The 18,261-nt window shown below is 46.0% G+C and carries 15 protein-coding genes; 7 read left to right on the forward strand and 8 right to left on the reverse strand.

Features of this window, described 5'->3' with window-relative positions:
* Nucleotides 1-16 precede the first annotated feature (16 nt).
* The 3 genes from nrdD to Q4Q54_RS20480 all read right to left on the reverse strand — a co-directional run bounded on the left by nrdD (nucleotide 17) and on the right by Q4Q54_RS20480 (nucleotide 3,752).
* On the reverse strand, nucleotides 17-2,134 hold the full coding sequence (nrdD, locus tag Q4Q54_RS20470; RefSeq protein WP_259521933.1) for an anaerobic ribonucleoside-triphosphate reductase: 2,118 nt from the start codon (nucleotides 2,132-2,134) through the stop codon (nucleotides 17-19).
* Nucleotides 2,135-2,393: 259 nt separating this feature from the next.
* Nucleotides 2,394-3,083: a hypothetical protein gene (locus tag Q4Q54_RS20475; RefSeq protein ID WP_311989426.1), complete on the reverse strand. Its 690-nt coding sequence runs from the start codon at nucleotides 3,081-3,083 to the stop codon at nucleotides 2,394-2,396.
* A 120-nt stretch (nucleotides 3,084-3,203) separates the two neighbouring features.
* Nucleotides 3,204-3,752: a MarR family transcriptional regulator gene (locus tag Q4Q54_RS20480; protein WP_311989427.1), complete on the reverse strand. Its 549-nt coding sequence runs from the start codon at nucleotides 3,750-3,752 to the stop codon at nucleotides 3,204-3,206.
* A gap of 147 nt (nucleotides 3,753-3,899) precedes the next feature.
* On the opposite strand from Q4Q54_RS20480, the gene Q4Q54_RS20485 reads away from it, so the two are divergent.
* On the forward strand, nucleotides 3,900-4,913 hold the full coding sequence (locus tag Q4Q54_RS20485; RefSeq protein ID WP_311989428.1) for an NADP-dependent oxidoreductase: 1,014 nt from the start codon (nucleotides 3,900-3,902) through the stop codon (nucleotides 4,911-4,913).
* A 130-nt stretch (nucleotides 4,914-5,043) separates the two neighbouring features.
* Here the strand turns inward: Q4Q54_RS20485 and rssA are convergent, their stop codons facing one another.
* Nucleotides 5,044-5,991 (reverse strand): patatin-like phospholipase RssA, encoded by a 948-nt coding sequence (rssA, locus tag Q4Q54_RS20490; RefSeq protein WP_311900213.1) that lies wholly within the window; start codon nucleotides 5,989-5,991, stop codon nucleotides 5,044-5,046.
* A 249-nt stretch (nucleotides 5,992-6,240) separates the two neighbouring features.
* Here rssA and Q4Q54_RS20495 point away from each other — a divergent pair, with 249 nt between their 5' ends.
* The 4 genes from Q4Q54_RS20495 (at nucleotide 6,241) to Q4Q54_RS20510 (ending at nucleotide 9,354) form a co-directional block, all read left to right on the forward strand.
* Nucleotides 6,241-7,596, forward strand: a complete 1,356-nt coding sequence (locus Q4Q54_RS20495) for a DEAD/DEAH box helicase (RefSeq protein ID WP_006087417.1) — start codon at nucleotides 6,241-6,243, stop codon at nucleotides 7,594-7,596.
* A gap of 202 nt (nucleotides 7,597-7,798) precedes the next feature.
* On the forward strand, nucleotides 7,799-8,236 hold the full coding sequence (locus Q4Q54_RS20500) for a DUF3010 family protein (protein WP_006081174.1): 438 nt from the start codon (nucleotides 7,799-7,801) through the stop codon (nucleotides 8,234-8,236).
* A 47-nt stretch (nucleotides 8,237-8,283) separates the two neighbouring features.
* Nucleotides 8,284-8,808: a M48 family metallopeptidase gene (locus Q4Q54_RS20505; protein WP_006081173.1), complete on the forward strand. Its 525-nt coding sequence runs from the start codon at nucleotides 8,284-8,286 to the stop codon at nucleotides 8,806-8,808.
* A 90-nt stretch (nucleotides 8,809-8,898) separates the two neighbouring features.
* The gene (locus tag Q4Q54_RS20510; protein WP_311989429.1) at nucleotides 8,899-9,354 is read left to right on the forward strand and encodes a hypothetical protein; all 456 of its coding nucleotides are present in this window, start codon (nucleotides 8,899-8,901) and stop codon (nucleotides 9,352-9,354) included.
* A 374-nt stretch (nucleotides 9,355-9,728) separates the two neighbouring features.
* Here the strand turns inward: Q4Q54_RS20510 and Q4Q54_RS20515 are convergent, their stop codons facing one another.
* The 4 genes from Q4Q54_RS20515 to Q4Q54_RS20530 all read right to left on the reverse strand — a co-directional run bounded on the left by Q4Q54_RS20515 (nucleotide 9,729) and on the right by Q4Q54_RS20530 (nucleotide 16,665).
* Nucleotides 9,729-11,030 (reverse strand): peptidoglycan DD-metalloendopeptidase family protein, encoded by a 1,302-nt coding sequence (locus tag Q4Q54_RS20515; RefSeq protein WP_311989430.1) that lies wholly within the window; start codon nucleotides 11,028-11,030, stop codon nucleotides 9,729-9,731.
* Between the two features lie 265 nt (nucleotides 11,031-11,295).
* Nucleotides 11,296-14,352 (reverse strand): SMC family ATPase, encoded by a 3,057-nt coding sequence (locus tag Q4Q54_RS20520; protein ID WP_311989431.1) that lies wholly within the window; start codon nucleotides 14,350-14,352, stop codon nucleotides 11,296-11,298.
* Nucleotides 14,349-15,494, reverse strand: a complete 1,146-nt coding sequence (locus Q4Q54_RS20525; protein ID WP_311989432.1) for an exonuclease SbcCD subunit D — start codon at nucleotides 15,492-15,494, stop codon at nucleotides 14,349-14,351. The genes Q4Q54_RS20520 and Q4Q54_RS20525 overlap by 4 nt, the downstream gene beginning before the upstream one ends.
* 400 nt (nucleotides 15,495-15,894) lie before the next feature.
* On the reverse strand, nucleotides 15,895-16,665 hold the full coding sequence (locus Q4Q54_RS20530) for a TSUP family transporter (RefSeq protein WP_106650169.1): 771 nt from the start codon (nucleotides 16,663-16,665) through the stop codon (nucleotides 15,895-15,897).
* Nucleotides 16,666-16,822: 157 nt separating this feature from the next.
* Here Q4Q54_RS20530 and Q4Q54_RS20535 point away from each other — a divergent pair, with 157 nt between their 5' ends.
* Both Q4Q54_RS20535 and tnpB read left to right on the forward strand, forming a co-directional pair.
* Nucleotides 16,823-17,710: a LysR family transcriptional regulator gene (locus Q4Q54_RS20535; protein ID WP_311989433.1), complete on the forward strand. Its 888-nt coding sequence runs from the start codon at nucleotides 16,823-16,825 to the stop codon at nucleotides 17,708-17,710.
* A 147-nt stretch (nucleotides 17,711-17,857) separates the two neighbouring features.
* Nucleotides 17,858-18,220, forward strand: a complete 363-nt coding sequence (gene tnpB, locus Q4Q54_RS20540; RefSeq protein WP_311989434.1) for an IS66 family insertion sequence element accessory protein TnpB — start codon at nucleotides 17,858-17,860, stop codon at nucleotides 18,218-18,220.
* Nucleotides 18,221-18,261: the final 41 nt, after the last annotated feature.

Genomic DNA, 18,261 nt, shown 5'->3' on the forward strand with positions numbered 1-18,261 from the left:
GAATAAAATAATAGTGTTACAAGTGTTTGATCCTACGTTTTACTTCTTCCTGTTTACCATAATTGAAGGGCCGCGCATCTGGGCTGCCTAAGTAACCGCACACTCGGCGCGTCACTGACACTCGACTTGGCTCATGGTTGCCGCACTTAGGGCAAGTGAACCCTTTACTGGTACAGCTAAATTCGCCAGTAAAGCCACAGTCGTAGCATTCATCAATTGGCGTGTTAGTGCCATAGTAAGGCACGCGGCTATAACTATAATCCCACACGTTTTCCAGCGCTTCGAGGTTATGCTGCATGTTGGGATATTCGCCATAACAAATAAAGCCGCCGTTCGCAATTGCGGGATATGGCTGTTCAAAATCAATTTTATCGTAGGGATTTACGCTTTTTTCCACATCGAGGTGGAAACTATTAGTGTAATAGCCCTTGTCCGTCACACCTGTGACTAGGCCAAATTGCTTCGCATCCAGTTTACAAAAACGGCTGCAAAGACTCTCACTTGGCGTGCTATACAGACTAAAGCCATAACCTGTTTCAGCCTTCCACGCATCCGTGGCGGCTTTAAGATAGGCAACAATAGCGACGGCTTTGTCCCTTAATTGTGCATCGTCAAATACATGGGTTTGGGTGCCATAGAGTGCATTCATGGTTTCATGCAGGCCAATGTAACCGAGTGAAATCGACGCGCGACCATTTTTAAAGATTTGAGAAACATCATCATCGGCGCGTAAACGCACACCACAGGCCCCTTCCATATAGAGGATAGGTGCCACACGGGCTTTAACGCCATTGAGTCGCTCAATGCGAGTATCTAACGCTTTACGGGCTAAGACTAATCTGTCATCTAAAAGATGATAAAATTCCGCTTCATCACCCTTAGCTTCCAAGGCAATCCGCGGTAGGTTTAAGCTCACTACCCCGAGATTATTGCGTCCTTCATGCACGAGCTCGCCATTTTCCTCATAGGTGCCTAAAAAGCTGCGGCAACCCATTGGGGTTTTAAATGAACCTGTGACTTTCTCGACTTGCTCGTAATTGAGAATATCGGGATACATGCGCATAGTCGCGCACTTGAGCGCCATCTGTTTGACATCGTAATTGCAATCGCCAGCTTTGTGATTAATGCCATCACGAATCGCAAACACTAACTTAGGAAAAACTGCCGTCTTACGATTTTTACCCAATCCCGCCATCCGTACTTTCAGCATAGATTGCTGAATTAAGCGGGATTCCCACGAGGTGCCTAACCCAAAGCCAAAGGTCACGAATGGTGTTTGGCCGTTGGCGGTATGCAAGGTATTAACCTCATACTCCAAAGACTGAAATGCATCGTGACATTCTTTTTCAGTTTGCGCCGTGGCAAAAGCTTTGGCGTCGGTGATCTTCCAATTCAAGGCGATTTGGTAGTGCTTGTCGTAGCTCTTAGCGACAAATGGCGCCAACACTTCGTCGATACGATTAATGGTCGTGCCGCCATAAATATGGCTCGCCACTTGGGCAATGATCTGCGCGGTGACGGCTGTCGCCGTTGATATAGACTTAGGGGTTTCAATTTCGGCATTTCCCATTTTAAAGCCATGGGTCAACATACCAGCCAAATCAATCAGCATGCAGTTAAACATCGGGAAAAAAGGCGAGTAATCTAAGTCGTGGTAGTGGATCTCCCCCGCTTCATGGGCAGCAACCACGTCCTTTGGCAAGATATGACTCTTGGCATAATGTTTGGCGACTATGCCCGCGAGCAAATCCCGCTGAGTTGGGATAACTTTCGAATCTTTATTGGCATTTTCATTGAGTAACGCCGCATTACTTTGCTCGACTAAACCACGGATTTCGAGGTTTAATTTACTGGTCGCTTCACGGCACACATCTCGGTCGTGACGGTATTCGATATAAACCCGCGCCAAGGACTTATACGGCCCTTCCATCAGTAAATTCTCAACCGCATCCTGTAGATGATGGATATCAACTTCGGTTAAGGTCGCAACGCTTTGACTGATACACGCTGCCACTGTCGCTGCATAGTCGCCATCCTCTATTCCAACTGAGTTTGCAGCGGCATTCACTGCATCCCGTATCCTTGTTTCATCAAAAGGTGTGCGGCAACCATCCCGCTTAATTACGACTGGCATTGTTCAGTTCCTCTCCATCTCGCCTAAAAACTAACACTACATCTAGTGATTTTAAAAGCATAAAACACAATATGTAGAGCATTAGGCTACAACGACGATGAAGCGTCCATGATCCAGATCATAGTTTTTAGGATGAAATAAAAGAACAAACCAGAACTGCAGCTAGGCCCAATTATCTGAAAATTGCGCCTTGACCTGCTGATTAAACCCAGCTAGTTGATGCCTGAAATCAGTGATGATCAGGCTCCATAACTCAAGATTAACGCTTAGCGAGTGCAAGATAACTACTGAGTTGGCCTGATGCCGACTGATGCGAGCCCATAGACGAAGCGAGTTGCATCATAGATTTAAGCCCCTGCCATTGCTGTTTTTGGGCATCCGTTAGCGGTGGCTCAGAATTTAAATAATCCGTTAATTGACCAAGGACTTTGGTGGCTTTTTGGGCGAGCACCGGCGATTGAGCATCATCCATATTGATCAAAACGTTTTTCGCATCGACCAAGGTATTGATCAGGGGGTCATTCGGTGATTTTTTGGCTAATGCTTTGAGCTCATCATCTAAGAAATCTTGCAGCGACTGCTTACTCGGCGTGGTTGTGCTCGGAACTGTAATACCGTTTTTCGATAAACGGTCGAGTTGCACGTCCGATAAAATGCCGTCTTTTTGTAAACGTGACACTAATGCGGGAATATCGGCGACACCAAATTTGCCATCAGCAAAAAAATCCTTCGCCATCGACTGAATTTTCTGTGCACGTTGCGCCCGTGGCGACAGCGCTATCTCATCGGCTTTACCCGCGTCGGGTTTAGCGGCATCCGTCTGAGTTTTCTTGGTCTCAGTGGTCGCATCGGTTTTGGCCGTACTCGTTTTTTGGCTATTGGCACCATAGGCATCGGCGATACTGCTACTGCTGCGATTAAGATTGAAGGCATTTAAAATAGAATTCATCGTCAAAAATTCGGCGTCTAAGACTCAATGACAGTTTTAAAGCAAAAACTAAGCCAATCAAGTATTAATCTATGCAGAGCCTGAATTCTCGGGTAGCGAACAGCACCAGTAGCTTTATCTCTAGGACTGTAAATCTTCAATAAGGGCAAGACATTGCCGCCTCAACAAATCGAGTGCCTCTGCATCCATTTGTACTTTATTCAGCAAGGTTTGTTTCAAGGCTAGGACTTCATGCTTAATCGCCTCTCCCTGAGCCGTCAGAGTGATCAATTTTTTCCGCTCATCTTCAACGCAGGCCAAACGCGTGATCAAGCCTTTTACCTCTAACCGCTTAACGATAGGCGTTAGCGTCCCCATATCGAGCTTAGTCGCCGCCGATAGCTGGGTTTGACTACAGCCATTTTGACGCCACAGGGTTTGCATCACCAGATATTGAGGAAAAGTTAACTCGTATGCCTCGAGTAAAGGCCGATAAGCGCGCACTAAGGCATTGCTCGCAGAATATAACGCGAAGCACACATTATCAGATAAACACAGTGCATCCCTTGGCTCGAGGTTCTGTACCTCTGAATTTTGTGGCTCTGGGTTATGTGGCTCTGGGTTATGTGGCTCTGGGTTTTGACTCTGCTCTTTAGATCCGAGCTCTGGGTGAGATAAACAATTTTGCACGTTTAAGCGCCTGTCATTCAAACATAGCGCTATCTTATCCGATCCGCCCCATCGCATCTAGTTTGCGCGCAAAGTATTTGCATTGTGTCATGAAGCCACGTACAGTTGACGCAGTTAGTTTGCGCACAAACAAAAGGTTAATTTTTTATGAATAGCACTATTACTGAAACCCGAGAAATCCATTTAGCCAGTCGCCCTGAAGGCATGCCTACGGCAGAGAACTTTGCTTTAGTAAATAAACCCTTATCACCGCTCGCCGATGGCCAAGTGTTGATAAAAAACCTGTGGATGTCGGTCGACCCTTATATGCGCGGCCGCATGGTAGATCGTAAGAGTTATGTTCCGCCCTTCGCCTTGAATCAAGTCTTAGAAGGCGGCGCGATTGGTGAAGTTATCGCGTCTAAAAACAGTGATTTCCCAGTAGGCACTAAAGTCAGCAGTATGTTAGGTTGGCGCGAGCACGCTGTCACCGACACGGCTGGACTGACCGCTCTGCCGCAAACCGAATTAGACAGTTCACATTTCCTCGGCGTGCTGGGTATGCCGGGCATGACAGCGTGGACGGGACTGACTCGCATCGCAGATTTAAAAGCAGGTGAAACCCTGTTTGTTTCTGCCGCATCAGGCGCCGTCGGCAGTGTTGCTTGCCAGATTGGTAAACTGATGGGTGCTCGCGTAATCGCCTCTGTGGGTTCAGACGAAAAAGCGGAATTGCTGCGAAGCTATGGCGTTGATGCCATCATCAATTACAAAACCTGTGGCAATCTCACCCAAGCGCTCACAAAATCCGCGCCAGAAGGGATTGATGTGTACTTTGAAAACGTCGGTGGTGAGCATTTAGCCGCAGCGCTGAGCAATATGAAAGATCATGGTCGTATCGCCGTTTGCGGTATGATTTCGCAGTACAACGACACTGCGCCAACACCTGGTCCAGACAACTTGGCCCTGATAGTGATGCGTAAACTTAAGTTAGAAGGTTTTATAGTATCCGAACATTGGGCGCATTATCCTGAGTTTGCCGTGAAAATGGCTCAATGGTTAGCTGAAGGTAAAGTCAAAGCCGAACAAACCATTTATCAAGGGCTTGAACAAGCACCAGATGCCTTTATCGGTCTGTTTGAAGGTAAGAATCGCGGTAAAATGTTGGTGAAATTAGCGTAACTCGCCATCAAAGCGACATAAATGCTCAGTTTTAGATAGCAAGACTCAGTTTTAGATAGCAAAAAGTCGGTATAACGCGAGTTGTACCGACTTTTTCTATTTGATAGTCAACTGTTTATCTTTTAACGGATTAGCCCTTCCACAACGCAGCTTCAATCAAGTGAGCCACCTTCTCCACAGCAGCCTCGCCAGCGGCAATCGCCTCATCGGCACGGTGAAACTCCATAGTGCCGATATTGCCAACCTCAGGCACAATACAAATATCTGGCGGATCGCCCATCAAGCGCGCCCGTTTATGTCTTTGCTCTAAAATGCCCATAGATTGCGACATTACAGCAATCATGCCAGGATTCGATTTAGTGCCAAGTGAAAACTTATCGGTCAGATTGCTGACATAATCTCGGCCACGGGCAAACAAATCCATAAATCCAGTTTCTTGTCGCGCAGGCATATCCATTTCAGCTTCAACGTTTTTTTGGCTCGTCATACTCACCGGCAATACTTGGATGCGACCTGAATGATAACCATATAAATCCACAGCGATCACCACATCGACGCCCATGGCACGGCTGACAGAAACAGGCACTGGATTCACCACAGCACCATCGACAAGCCAGCGGTCACCTTGTCTCACGGGCGCCAAAATCCCCGGCATAGAGCAAGAAGCCCGCACCGCTTGACGTAAATCCCCTTCAGTAAACCAAATCTCCTGCCCGGAGTACAAGTCGGTCGCAACCGCCGCAAAGGGACGATTGAGGTTCTCAATATTCACATCCCCTATTCGAGCTTGCAGCACATCAAATACTTTATCACCGCCGATAAGACCGCCTTTACGCCATCGAATGTCCATCAAGCCAAGTACGTCCCAGCTAGAGAAACTCCGAACCCATTCTTCTAATTCAGGTAAATGGTCATGGGCGTACGCGGCACCCACTAAAGCGCCCACCGAACATCCCGCAACTTTATCGGGTTTGATCCCCATGGCGGCAAGGCCATTCAACACGCCAATGTGTGCCCAACCTTTCGCAGCGCCACTGCCCAAGGCAATACCAACCGAAGGGGTTGTTCCGTTAGCCATAAATCATTCTCCTGTTGCTCAATCCACTACACGATAACGTAAAATCATTTCATATCCAGTGTCAATTGGTGAAACCAAGGCAATTAAGTACTTGTAACATCAATGTAAACAAATGCAGGCAACTAAGTGTAAATGGCACACTTTCGCGATAAATCAACGCGTGAAGCAGAGATAATCACCGATGTGGATAGCTGAGTTAGGGCGATTAAGGCTATAATCTGCCCTTACTAAGATTTAGGGGATATACCTTTGCAATTTACCGATTTTTCTCTGGACCAGCGTCTGCTTCAAAGCATAAAACATATGGGGATCACAGAACCCACCGCCATCCAGGAACAAGCACTGCCTATCGCATTGGCAGGTAAAGATTTAATGGCGTCATCAAAAACAGGCTCAGGTAAAACCTTAGCGTTTTTGTTACCCGCATTGCAAAGAGTCATTTCTACCCGCTCACTGTCAAAACGCGATCCTAGAGTATTGATTTTATTACCGACCCGCGAACTAGCACATCAAGTGTATAGTCAGCTTCGCCTGCTGGTCGCCAACACCCAATACAAGGCCATCAGCGTTCTAGGCGGTGAAAACTTTAACGATCAAGCGAAAGCCCTAGCGAAAGAACCGCATTTTATTGTCGCGACGCCGGGCCGTATCGCCGATCATTTAGAGCAAAAACATTTATTCCTGAATGGGTTAGAGTTACTCGTGCTCGATGAAGCCGACCGCATGTTAGATTTAGGCTTTGCCCCGCAGTTGAAAGCCATCAACGATGCTGCCGATCATAAACGTCGTCAAACGCTGATGTTTTCTGCCACGTTAGATCATGACGAAATCAATGATATCGCGGCAACGCTGCTAAAAAATCCAGCGCACGTGGCGATTGGCGCGGCTCACTCTGAGCATAACGACATTCACCAACGCATCTTCTTATGTGACCACTTAGACCATAAAGAAGCGTTATTAGCCCGTTTACTTAAAGATGAAACCCACAAGCAAGTGATCATCTTTACTGCGACGCGCCCAGATACAGAACGCTTAGCCGCTAAATTAACTGCGCAAGGTTTTGCAACCGCCGCACTCAGCGGTGATTTAAAGCAAGCCGCACGAAACCAAATCATGGACCAATTTGCCCGTGGCCAACAACAAGTCCTAGTGACAACCGATGTTGCCTCTCGTGGTTTGGATTTGCTCAATGTGTCTTTGGTCGTCAACTTCGACATGCCTAAATTTGCCGAAGAATACGTGCATCGTATCGGCCGTACTGGCCGTGCTGGCGCGAAAGGTGATGCGATATCGCTCGTCGGACCTAAAGATTGGGACAACTTTAAGAAAGTCCAAGTGTTCCTTAGAAAGACCTTTGAGATCAGTACGATTCCAGGTCTAGAAGCTAAATTTAGTGGTCTAAAAAGCAAAGCCAAACAGACACCAGCAAAACGTGTTGCTAAAGCCGAGCTTGCTAAAGGTAAGAGCAAAAGAACTAAAGCAGCCACACCGGCGCCTTCACGGGATAAGCGTTTTATCACGGGCGTGGACATTGGCGATGCACCAATGCGTAAAAAGCCTGCTGCGGCGAAATTACTGCAAGACAATGATACAGAAGAAGTTTAGAACAAATTAAAGCATACATGCCGGTGGATTTAACATCAGATTTTATTTCTGATACACAACACATTGGCTGATCGAATACTGGGAATTGACGCACTAAGCGCATCAGTCTGTCGCCAAGCGAATCAAAAGCGCAGGGTAAACACTGATCCTCACGTCATTTCCAGCTACAATAGCGCTATTATCGATATTTTGAAGGTGTAACATGAGAGTTTGTGGTGTTGAATTAAAAGGTGGCGAAGCCATTATCAGTTTATTGAGCTATGAAGGTGAAACCTTCAATGTGCCAGAATGCCGTAAGGTGTCTTTCACCGTTTCCCAATCTGCTACCACAGAAGCTATTCGTGAGTTTCACTTCGCTTTTCATAAGCTTATGCAAGATTATCGCGTTGATGAAGTTGTCATCATTGAACGTGAACAAAAAGGTAAATTGGCGGGCTCAGCCACAAGTTTTAAACTTGAAGCCGCGATTCAATTAGGTGAATTACCTGTCAGCTTACTGTCTCCTGTCACTATCAAAGAGCAAAACAAGCGCAATCCACCACAGGTTGATTTCGATAGTTTAGATCTTAAAAAAGTGCAGCAGTTAGCTTTCGAAGCCGCTTACGCCCAGCAAAATCGCCGTATTTTCGGCAAAGTTTAAGTAATGCGATGACTCAGGCTCCGAAGTCATTCGGAGCCAAATTCCCTATGAATCCATTAAAATACTTAAGCGGTTACAGCCCAGATATTCAACAGCAGGTACAGCAACATCTCGATGCTGGCACATTACCTAAGCTACTGTTGAAACGTCATCCTGTCATACATAGCGTTCGCAGCGATAAAGCGCTGTACGACTACACCCAAGCGATTAAAAACCAATTTTTACGCCAGTCGTCACCACTCTCGAAAGTGATCTTCGATGACAAAATTAACATTAGTCATCATGCACTTGGCTTACATTCCTACGTCGCGCGAGTTCAAGGCAATAAAATCAAAGCTAAGAACGAAATTCGCATATCTTCACGTTTGAAGCGTGTACCGGAACCCTTATTGCGTATGGTCGTTGTACACGAATTAGCCCATTTAAAAGAAAAAGATCACAACAAGGCTTTCTATAATTTGTGTACTCATATGGAGCCGGATTATCACCAGTTTGAATTTGATTTACGCTTATTATTGACCTGTATCGACGCCAACATATCCCCTTATTCCGCAGATAAAGCCGACACTTGACCTTAGTATATTTTTCGCCCACAACTTGACTGATAATAGTTTTCATTTAGAATACTGAAGTATCTCACGCTGCAGAATTCAGTAACGACAATGACGAAACAGAATATCGATAAACTTTTGAGCAAGTGGTGTAAAAAACAAGCTAAAAAGTTACTCAAAACACAGCCGAGATCTGTTCCAAGTTCAGGAAAAGCGATTCCATCCTTATCTCATCTGAACACCCTGACTGATAAATCTTTGACGAATAAAAAAGCTCAGCGTAAGCACCTCACCAAATTACTCACGAAACATATTTCACAACAAGAATTTGCCCATAGCAATAAATCCGCACTCAAGAAACAGTTAAAACTGGCAAAGGCTAAATTTATTGCCGCTAATGATGCAACATTTTCATCGACTATGATTACTCGGCTCACTCCTTTACCCACAGAACGCAGCTTTGCATTACGTCCTTTTAAAAAGTCTCCCTGCGGTGGCTGTCCCGCTCTAAAAGGTAAACTGTGTAAGTGTGCATTAAAAGTGATGCAAAGACGCCAAGCAAGCTGATAGACGCTATTTAACGCTACGTATTTAGTTCTGTTCAGTCCCTAATAAAGAGTGCTAGTTAGCTTTAAAGGTCATTAGCTGCCAAATTGAGTCTCTTAACTGTCAAAAGAATAACTCGCTATAACCCCCTAACTGAAGCTCACCACATCCGCTCTATTTATCCCCTTCTGTGTATATCACTAGTACTGCGGATCGAATAAATTTAAAGCTTCCTTACAACTTGTAAGAATACTTGTGATAGCAGAAAAATATCTACAACAAGAAGAATGATGGAAACAAAAATGCCGATGAAATTTACATTTCATCGGCATTGGTAAACTCTTCAAGAAAAGCCAGTACTATCGTTTATTCAGACTTGGCGAGACTTAGTTCTATTAGCCAAGGTTCATCATAGCTTCACGACTCTTCACCATATTGGTAAATGTGCGTAAATCTTGATTCGCTAACTTGCTAGACATAGGAATATCCGCTTTCAACGGGTCAACAGGTTTACCATTGATATGGAATTCATAATGTAAGTGTGGGCCCGTTGAGCGACCAGTATTTCCTGATAAAGCAATCACTTGGCCTCGTGTTACTCGTTGACCTTTACGCACAAGCGACTTAGATAAATGCAGGTAACGGGTACGATACTTACCGCCGTGGTCAATCACAATATACTTACCAGCGAACTGGTGATCAGTCACTAAACTAACAACACCATCACCTGGAGCAATCACTTTAGTGCCGATAGGCACTGAAAAGTCGGTTCCGTTATGGGGTGAAATACGGCCAGTAATTGGATGCTTACGATATGGATTAAAACGGGAACTCATGCGGGGTTGTTTAGCTAATGGATAACGCTGGAATGCACGTACTAAACTCTGGCCCTTGGCATCGTAATAACTGCCGTCAGTATATTGAAATGCACTAATTTCAGAACGACCGGTTTTAATACTCACGCCTAAAATTTGGCTACTGCCCGTCGCTTCACCTTCAACATATTGATCATTTACCAAAACAGAGAATTTATCGCCAACGCGTAAATCACGGGCGAAATTCAATTTTTCTTTGAGTAAATCTTCAATCCGCTGAATGTCTGCCGCAGCTAAACCCATTTTTTGTGCAGAGACGTAGAATGAGCCTTTAATATCGCCAGATATAATACGATTTTGCCAAACGCCTTCAACGTTGACTTCTTCAACATTAAAACTGCCGTCTTCATAACGTGTAAACACCACTTGGCGAGCGGCGTTAAAATAAAGTTCTAATTTCTGTAATTGGCCTTCGTTATCGAGCCAAAATTGCATTCTGTTACCAGGCAATAAGGTATCAAGTGCCAAAATATTTAAATCAGCTTCTAACACCTTATACATGGTCTGCTGATCAACACCCGCTTTCGAAAATAACCCACTTAAGGTATCACCAGAAACGATAATTCGCTCAAACTGTGGAGCGTTATTAATAAGGGTTGCTTGATCTTGGACTTCAGGTTCAGAAACTTGGGGGAGAATATTTTCAATATCGAGGGCAACAGGGATACGCTGAGCAGTTGGCACAACATGACCATTATTCGGCATTAGCATAGCAGCGCCAATCAACAAACCACCCATTAATAGAATGTTTTTTTGGGTCGATGATAAGTTCTGCAAACGGGTTTGCGATAAGTTGATAAAGTTGGGTTTGCCTGTCTGCAACGCTTTTCACCTTTCGTTAACTTTGCGTTTTATTTTTGAACCAGTCCCTATGAGGGAAGCCCGAATTTTTTCCAACTTATCCCAAAAATCCCATTATGACAAATGCTATTTCGTACTTTTACCTGACTATTAACAAGAAACATGCGCCAGTTGGCATTTTCAACTCAGTTTGCGCACATTATCCCAATGTTAAACACGCAAGAGTCACAATAAATAACATATACAAAACAGCAGGTTATTTATTGTACTCTGAGAGAACGACCGACTAAGGCAAAACTATCGTCATTTCGCTCCCATGTGAGGTTTTATTGATGTCGATGCGAGTATTTATCTGCTCTTTCATCTCAGAAACGTGCGAGATCACCCCTATCATGCGACCTGAAGACTGCAGATCCATCAAGGTTCGAATCGCCAATTCCAATGAATCTTGGTCTAAACTGCCAAAGCCTTCATCGATAAATAAGGTGTCGAGTTTGATCCCCCCAGCATAAGCTTGCACCACATCGGATAGCCCTAACGCCATGGACAAGGCCGCCATAAAACTTTCGCCGCCGCTTAAGGTTGCCACAGGGCGCACTTTTGAGATGTAGGCATCTTCCACTTCTAACTCGAGCCCAGACGCCTTGTTGCCCTTTGCTCTATCTTCCTTACGCAGCAAGCGATAACGTCCCTTACTCATCAGATGCAGCCTATGGCTCGCTTCGAGTAACACATCGTCGAGCAGTACGCTTAACACAAAACGCTGCAAACTGATCTTATTGCCTGTTTTCCCATTCGCCACATCGGCAAGCGTGCCGATAACTGCATATTCATCGTCTAACGCCTTAGCTTTCGTATCTGCAATACTCAGCTGGGTTTGAGTTTGGGTCAGTAGTACTGTGCGAGTGTGAAGCAGCTGCCATACCTGCTCTGCTGCGTGTAATGCTTGCTGCGCCGACTCAAGCTCGGCAGCGAGCTTAATGCTATCGGGTGGTACTTTATCTTTGAGCTTCAGCGCTAACTGCTCGCACTGCGCCTTGGTCAAAGCACTGCGCTGCTGGTAAGCCTCAATCTCGCTGGCTAATGCATGCAGTTGATCTTCATCCAGCATGGCCGCAAATAAGGCCTGTTGGTCGGTAAATCCCGCTGCGACTAATTGCTGATTGAGTTGCTGCTGGGCACGCGTTTGCTGAGCTAATGCCGCCTCAGCGGTATTTTCGGCACCATTCAATGCAGCTTTAGCTGCAACAAAGGTTTGCCCTGTTTGTTGCTGAAGCGCCCTCACGTCAGCAATCTGCTGTTTAATCTGGCTTATCTGTTGCTGGTTTTGCGTGATTGCTGCGGTTAATGCCTCAAGCGTTGCAAGCGCAGGTGGGACGCTTTGCTGCATGTGCGCCAACTGCCCCTGCAATAAATCCACTTTAGATTGCAGCGCACTATCGTGTGTTTGTCCTTGCTCCAGCTTTTGTTGCAGATGCGTTTCCTGCGCGTGCAACAAAACAATTTCTTGCTGTAACTGCTGCAAATCTTGATGAGCTTGCTCAGCTTGCGTGAGTGAGAAAGCATATTGCGACAAGGTATGCGCATGTTCATCTTGAGAAATATCAACCGCTGTGCCCAATTGGGCCGCGAGATCTTGCGCTTGTTGCTGCAAGGTTTCTAACTGTGTCTGTAATCCGCGATATTCCGCTCTGGCTTTGCTCAGGACTTCTTGGGCCATCGTTTCAGCGTCTTGGGCCAATTGCAGCACTTCATCACTTGGGAGCGGCTCTTGGCTCTGTGCTGGCTGTGGATGGGTTTGGCTGCCACAGACAGGACAAGGTTCATCTTGCTGTAATTGCCGCGCTAAAATGGCTGCCTGTCCTTGGTGCCAAGTCAATAATAGGGCTTTATGCGCAACCTGTGCTTGCTGATGCTCGGCATTGAGTTGTTGCCCTTGCGCTTTCGCATTGGCAAGTTTTGCCTGTGTCGACGATACCCTTGCCGCCACTTGTTGCCATTGCTGATAAGTCGACAATAACTGCTGTTGCTGCTGGTGCGCCTGTTGCAATGAGAGGCGAGTGTCGCTATTGGCCTGCAATGGTGGCAAAGCCGATTCCAGTTCACGGCGTTTTTGAGTCACTGTGGTTAACTCATTTTTACTGATCTGAAGCTGTGCTTTAGCCCTAACTAACTGCGCTTGCTCTTGCTCGAGGGTTTTATTGAGTCTATCCAGCTCCCTAAGCTGCGGCCCTAGCGCATTCAGTTGCTGTTTGGCTTGTTCCTGCTCCAGTAGCGACGCTTCCAATACGGGTAAGTCTTGCGCTTTGAGCTCGGCATAATCAAAGGCTAGCTTGGCCTGAGTCAGTGCCGTTTGCGCATTGCTAAAGGCGAGATTGGCGGCTTTTGCTTCTTGTTCACGAGCCAAAAACACCTCAACCATAGGCGCAAAACGCTGCGCTTGATTAGCTAAGTTCAGCTTATGGGTTTGCGCGACTATGCTTTCTTGCTGTGCCTCAAGCGCTGCTGCCGTTTGAGTTAAGGTATCCAATTGTGCAAATTCGGCCAGTAGATGCTGGGCGGCATCACTGGCTTTAATCACTAATTGTTGCTGTTGTAATGCCTGTTCCTTGGCACTTTGAGCGAGCACAAGTTCAGGCGTGAGCTTGGCTAATTCGCTGCTAAGCTCGTCATCGGATGCTAGGCCAGCACTTTGCAAAATACCATCGCGACGGCTACGTTGATCTTTCACTAAGGCGCTGATATCGGCAGCCTTATTTTTTAAGGTATCTTCAATCCGGCGATAAATATGCGTTTGAAATAACTGACTAAATATCAGTTCGCGCGCTTTAGAATCCGCCATTAGTAATTCGCGAAACTTACCCTGAGGCAGTACCATCACTTGGCGAAACTGCTCAACATCGAGCCCAGTTAAGGCTTCAATCTCAGCGGTGGCCTCGGACACTTTGCTGGCGACTAACAAGCTTTCATTGCCATCGGCGTCAATTTTATAGAGCTGTGCTTCGCTTTTTTGCACTGTCGAGCCGTCACCGCTTTTCTTAACTCTGTCTTGCTCTGGCACCCGGCGAATACGATAGCTGTTATTACCGAGCTGAAAACTGAAAGTGACTTCTGTTAGTAGACTAACGTCAGCCATATCACAGCGCATTTGGCTGCCTTCACGCTCATTACCTGTGGTTTTTCCATAAAGCGCAAAACAAATGCCATCGAGCAAGGTCGTCTTACCCGCACCAGTAGGGCCGTTGATGAGAAATAACGGATTAGTTCCAAGGGCTGTAAAATCAAGAGTTTGAGTCGATGCAAAAGGGCCAAAGGCTGACATGGAAAGGCTAAGGGGTCTCATGCTTGACGCTCCTCATTGTGTAGCTTAGTCAGGAGTTCATCCATCACGGCTTGCTGTGCTTGCGTTAAGGATTCACCAGACACTTGAGAGAAAAAGTCACAGAACATGTCCATCTCACCTTTTTTGATATGGTCCCGGCTCAAGGCGACTTGCTGCTGCCCCGCCATCAAGCCTGTCCGCTCTAAATGCAGCACATTCGGGTAGACCGCCCTGAGTTTGCCCATAGCGTCTAAAATGGCATGTTTATCGAGGAGCCTGACCATAAGGTAATCTTCACGCTTGATATCCGTTTTACCTTTGGCGAGTAAGGTGTCTAACTCCCCTTCTAAGATGCGAACATCACGCAGCGAGGTTAACGGCAATAAACGGATATCAATCGGCGTTTGCGCGCCTAGTTCAACTAAGGTCACCGACTTGTGTTGATGTTGTTCACTAAAGGAATACTTCAAAATCGAGCCTGAGTAGCGCACATGCTCGGCGCCTTTGTATTGCGGTCCGTGCAAATGCCCAAGGGCAACATAATCAAACTCAGTAAAGAGCTTTGGTGATATTTTATCGGCGCCACCAATACTGAGCGGCCGCTCTGATTCTGATTCACTGCCACCATCCAAAAAGCAATGACTTATCACCACTTTGGGTAAGCCTTGGCTATCGTGCTGGCGCACTTTTTCAAGTAATACATCCATAGCCATTTCATGGCTCGACGCCTCACACTCAAACACTTGCCACACTGTTGCTGGTTCAGCGTAAGGCAAGGGATAAAAAACCACATCACCACTTGTGCTCGACAAAGTAATAGGATGAATGTCAGCACTCAAGGGCCCCACAATATATAAGCCACTTGCCGCCATTTGTTTTGCCGCAAACCCTAAGCGCTCGTGGCCATCGTGATTACCGGCAATCATAATCACTTGCAGGCCTAAATCTTGTACTAAACGGTTGAGTACATCATCTAATAGCGCAACCGCGTTTGCTGGCGGAATCGATCTGTCATAAATATCCCCCGCCACAATCACTGCATCCACCTTATGCTCAGCTGCTAAGGCAATAATCTGCTCGAGCACAAAGGCTTGATCATCCAGTAATGACTGATTGTGCAACTGACGACCTATGTGCCAGTCCGAGGTGTGGATAAATTTCATAATCGCTCTTTTAAAGAAGTGGTAGCGCTAAACCCGAGTATGTACCAGCACATCAATGCAAAAAGAAGGCACACGAGATAAACACTGCACGCATATAAATCGGGTTGAATCGTATTAAATAAAAACATCGCGTTTAAATGCACATAGAAAAGTGAGAAGCCTAAAAAGTGCATTAAAATTGACAAGTTATACTATTCAAAAACCTTGAAAGAGTACACCTATTGCAAAGTAGGAGGGATATTTAGATCATCTTTAGAGGATATTCTGAGCGATTTCCACCTCTGCTTCACTTTTAAGCCAAGGAGGGCATCACTCAGATAATATCAATTAACTTAAGCTTACGTGCCAAGATTAACTTATTCACCGCTTAAGGCTAAATTTATTAATAATAAACAATCTATTAGAACAAGTGATATTGCGTTGCTAGGAGTTTAAAGCTCATAGCAAGGGACATAGTGACCACTAGCGGCTTGATGATCTTAGTGCCTTTAGTCACCACCAAACGTGACCCCAAAGTCGCACCAATCGCTTGCCCAGCCAGCATGACTAACCCCAATAACCAAATCACTTTGCCACCCAAGGCAAAGAAAATCAGCGAAGCTATATTGGTTGAGAAATTAAGTAGTTTTGCATGGGCAGTCGCCTTAGCCAGACCAAACCCCGCTAACGATACAAACGCCAGTGCAAAAAAGCTCCCCGTACCAGGACCAAAAAAACCATCGTACAATCCCACGCCTAAAGCAGCAGTAAAAGCAAATGCGGTAGGTGTTAACACTTGATGCTTATCGTCTTCAGAAATCTTTTTCGAAAATAAGAAGTAACAACCAATTGCCAAAATCAAGAATGGCAACATTAATTCCAGCACTTTAGTATCGACGAGTTGAACGAGAATCGTGCCTAATGCCGCGCCGATAAACGCACAGAACAAGGCTAATTTAACGGATTTAAGATCCACTAACCCTTTGCGGACGAAATACAAGCTCGCAAAAAAACTACCACCACAGGCCTGTAGCTTATTTGTGCCTAAGGCAACCGCAGGCGGCAAGCCTGCCCACATGAGTGCAGGGATCGTCAACAAACCACCACCACCGGCGATAGAGTCGATAAAACCAGCCACCATAGCGACGGCAAAAAGTATCGCTGCGATCTGTAGAGTCAGTTCAAATTCCATAATGATTTATTATTCTTCTGATAAAAAAGGGAGTAATTGCTGAGCATTAGACTGCGTTTGCCAAATAAACGCAAAGGAGTTATTGTCGCCACTGCGTGAACTAAACTCACGCAAAATCTATAATCCGGTTCGGATTTGCCCAGTTATAGGAGATAAAATGTTGACCGAACTGCCGCCACTCAATTCCCTCCGCGCTTTTGAAGCCGCCGCGCGCTTGCAAAGTATGACACTGGCAAGCAAGGAGTTGCATGTCACCCATGGTGCGGTCAGTAAACAAATCCGAGTATTAGAGGATTATTTGGGTTTTGCGCTTTTTGTACGCCTACATAAAAGAGTCAGTTTAACCGATGAAGCCAAGCGCTATTTGCCCCATGTCCAAGCCGCGCTGCAAACCCTGTCAAGTGCAACGAGTGACCTACGTCGTCAGCCATCTAAGCCGCAGACCTTAGCCATCAATGTGCTGCCAAGCTTAACCATTAATTGGCTTATTCCAAGAATGGAGCAGTTTAAATCCCGCCATCCCCACCTTTATGTTGATTTGTCGATTGGCGACTTTGCCGTGGACTTTAGTCAAGGCCGTTATGATATTGCGATTCGCAGCTGCACAGCCATTCCTAAGGGAGCGAATTATATCAAGCTGATGGATGAAGATTTGTGTTTAGTTTGCGCGCCATCGTTAGCGCCAAAACTGCAAAATATTGAGGATATCAATCACGTCACCTTACTGAAACACACTACAAGACCTGAACTGTGGGAATATTGGGCAGAAAAAGTGGGCTTAACACTCACTCAAGCGCAATCCTTTGGCGTCGAGCATTTCTACATGCTGAGCCAAGCGGCAGCCAGTGGCATGGGTGCAGCACTAATTCCGCGATTTTTTATCGAAGAGCAATTGGCAAACGGTAGTTTAGTCATCCCCTTCGACGCCCCTTTCACTAGCCCCTATCGATATTACTTACTCACGCCCAAGTCTCCTAGCTTGCCGTTAAAAGCCCAAGCCTTTATTGACTGGTTATTAGAAGTGTTTGCCCTTTATCGCCACTAAACAACATTTGGAATGTCACAGTTTCAGCAAGCTGCGATAACGCTCTATGTGACAAATGAGTAAGCGTCCGGCAAAGCACACCTTCATAACTTAGCTGTCAGTCGTCATCATCATGGTGCCACTACTTAATGTTAATGGGGGAACACTATGTTTGGCAACGGCACCCGCCTCGATGTCACTTTGATCTGTGGCAGTACTGACATGCGTAAGTCGATAGATGGCTTGAGCAATATCGTCGCCTATGAGTTACAGCAAGAACCCTGCAACGAACGGCTGTTCGTCTTCTGTAACCAGCGGCGCAACAAGCTGAAAATATTGCAGTGGGCCGCCAATGGCTTCTGGCTGCATTACAAACGGCTCGAGCTGGCGACCTTCGACTGGCCCGGCATAGAAGATGAACAACTGAGCCTGCAGATAAGCTCCCAACAGCTCGACTGGTTACTCGCCGGTTTGCCGCTGACCCAGCCACAGGCCCATCCCAGGCTCTGTTATCACTACCATGACTTATAACTGGTGATCATAAGAAAAGTTTTTTGACCACCAATTAATCT

It is taken from the genome of Shewanella sp. SP2S2-4 (assembly GCF_031932025.1).
Taxonomy (GTDB): domain Bacteria; phylum Pseudomonadota; class Gammaproteobacteria; order Enterobacterales; family Shewanellaceae; genus Shewanella; species Shewanella baltica.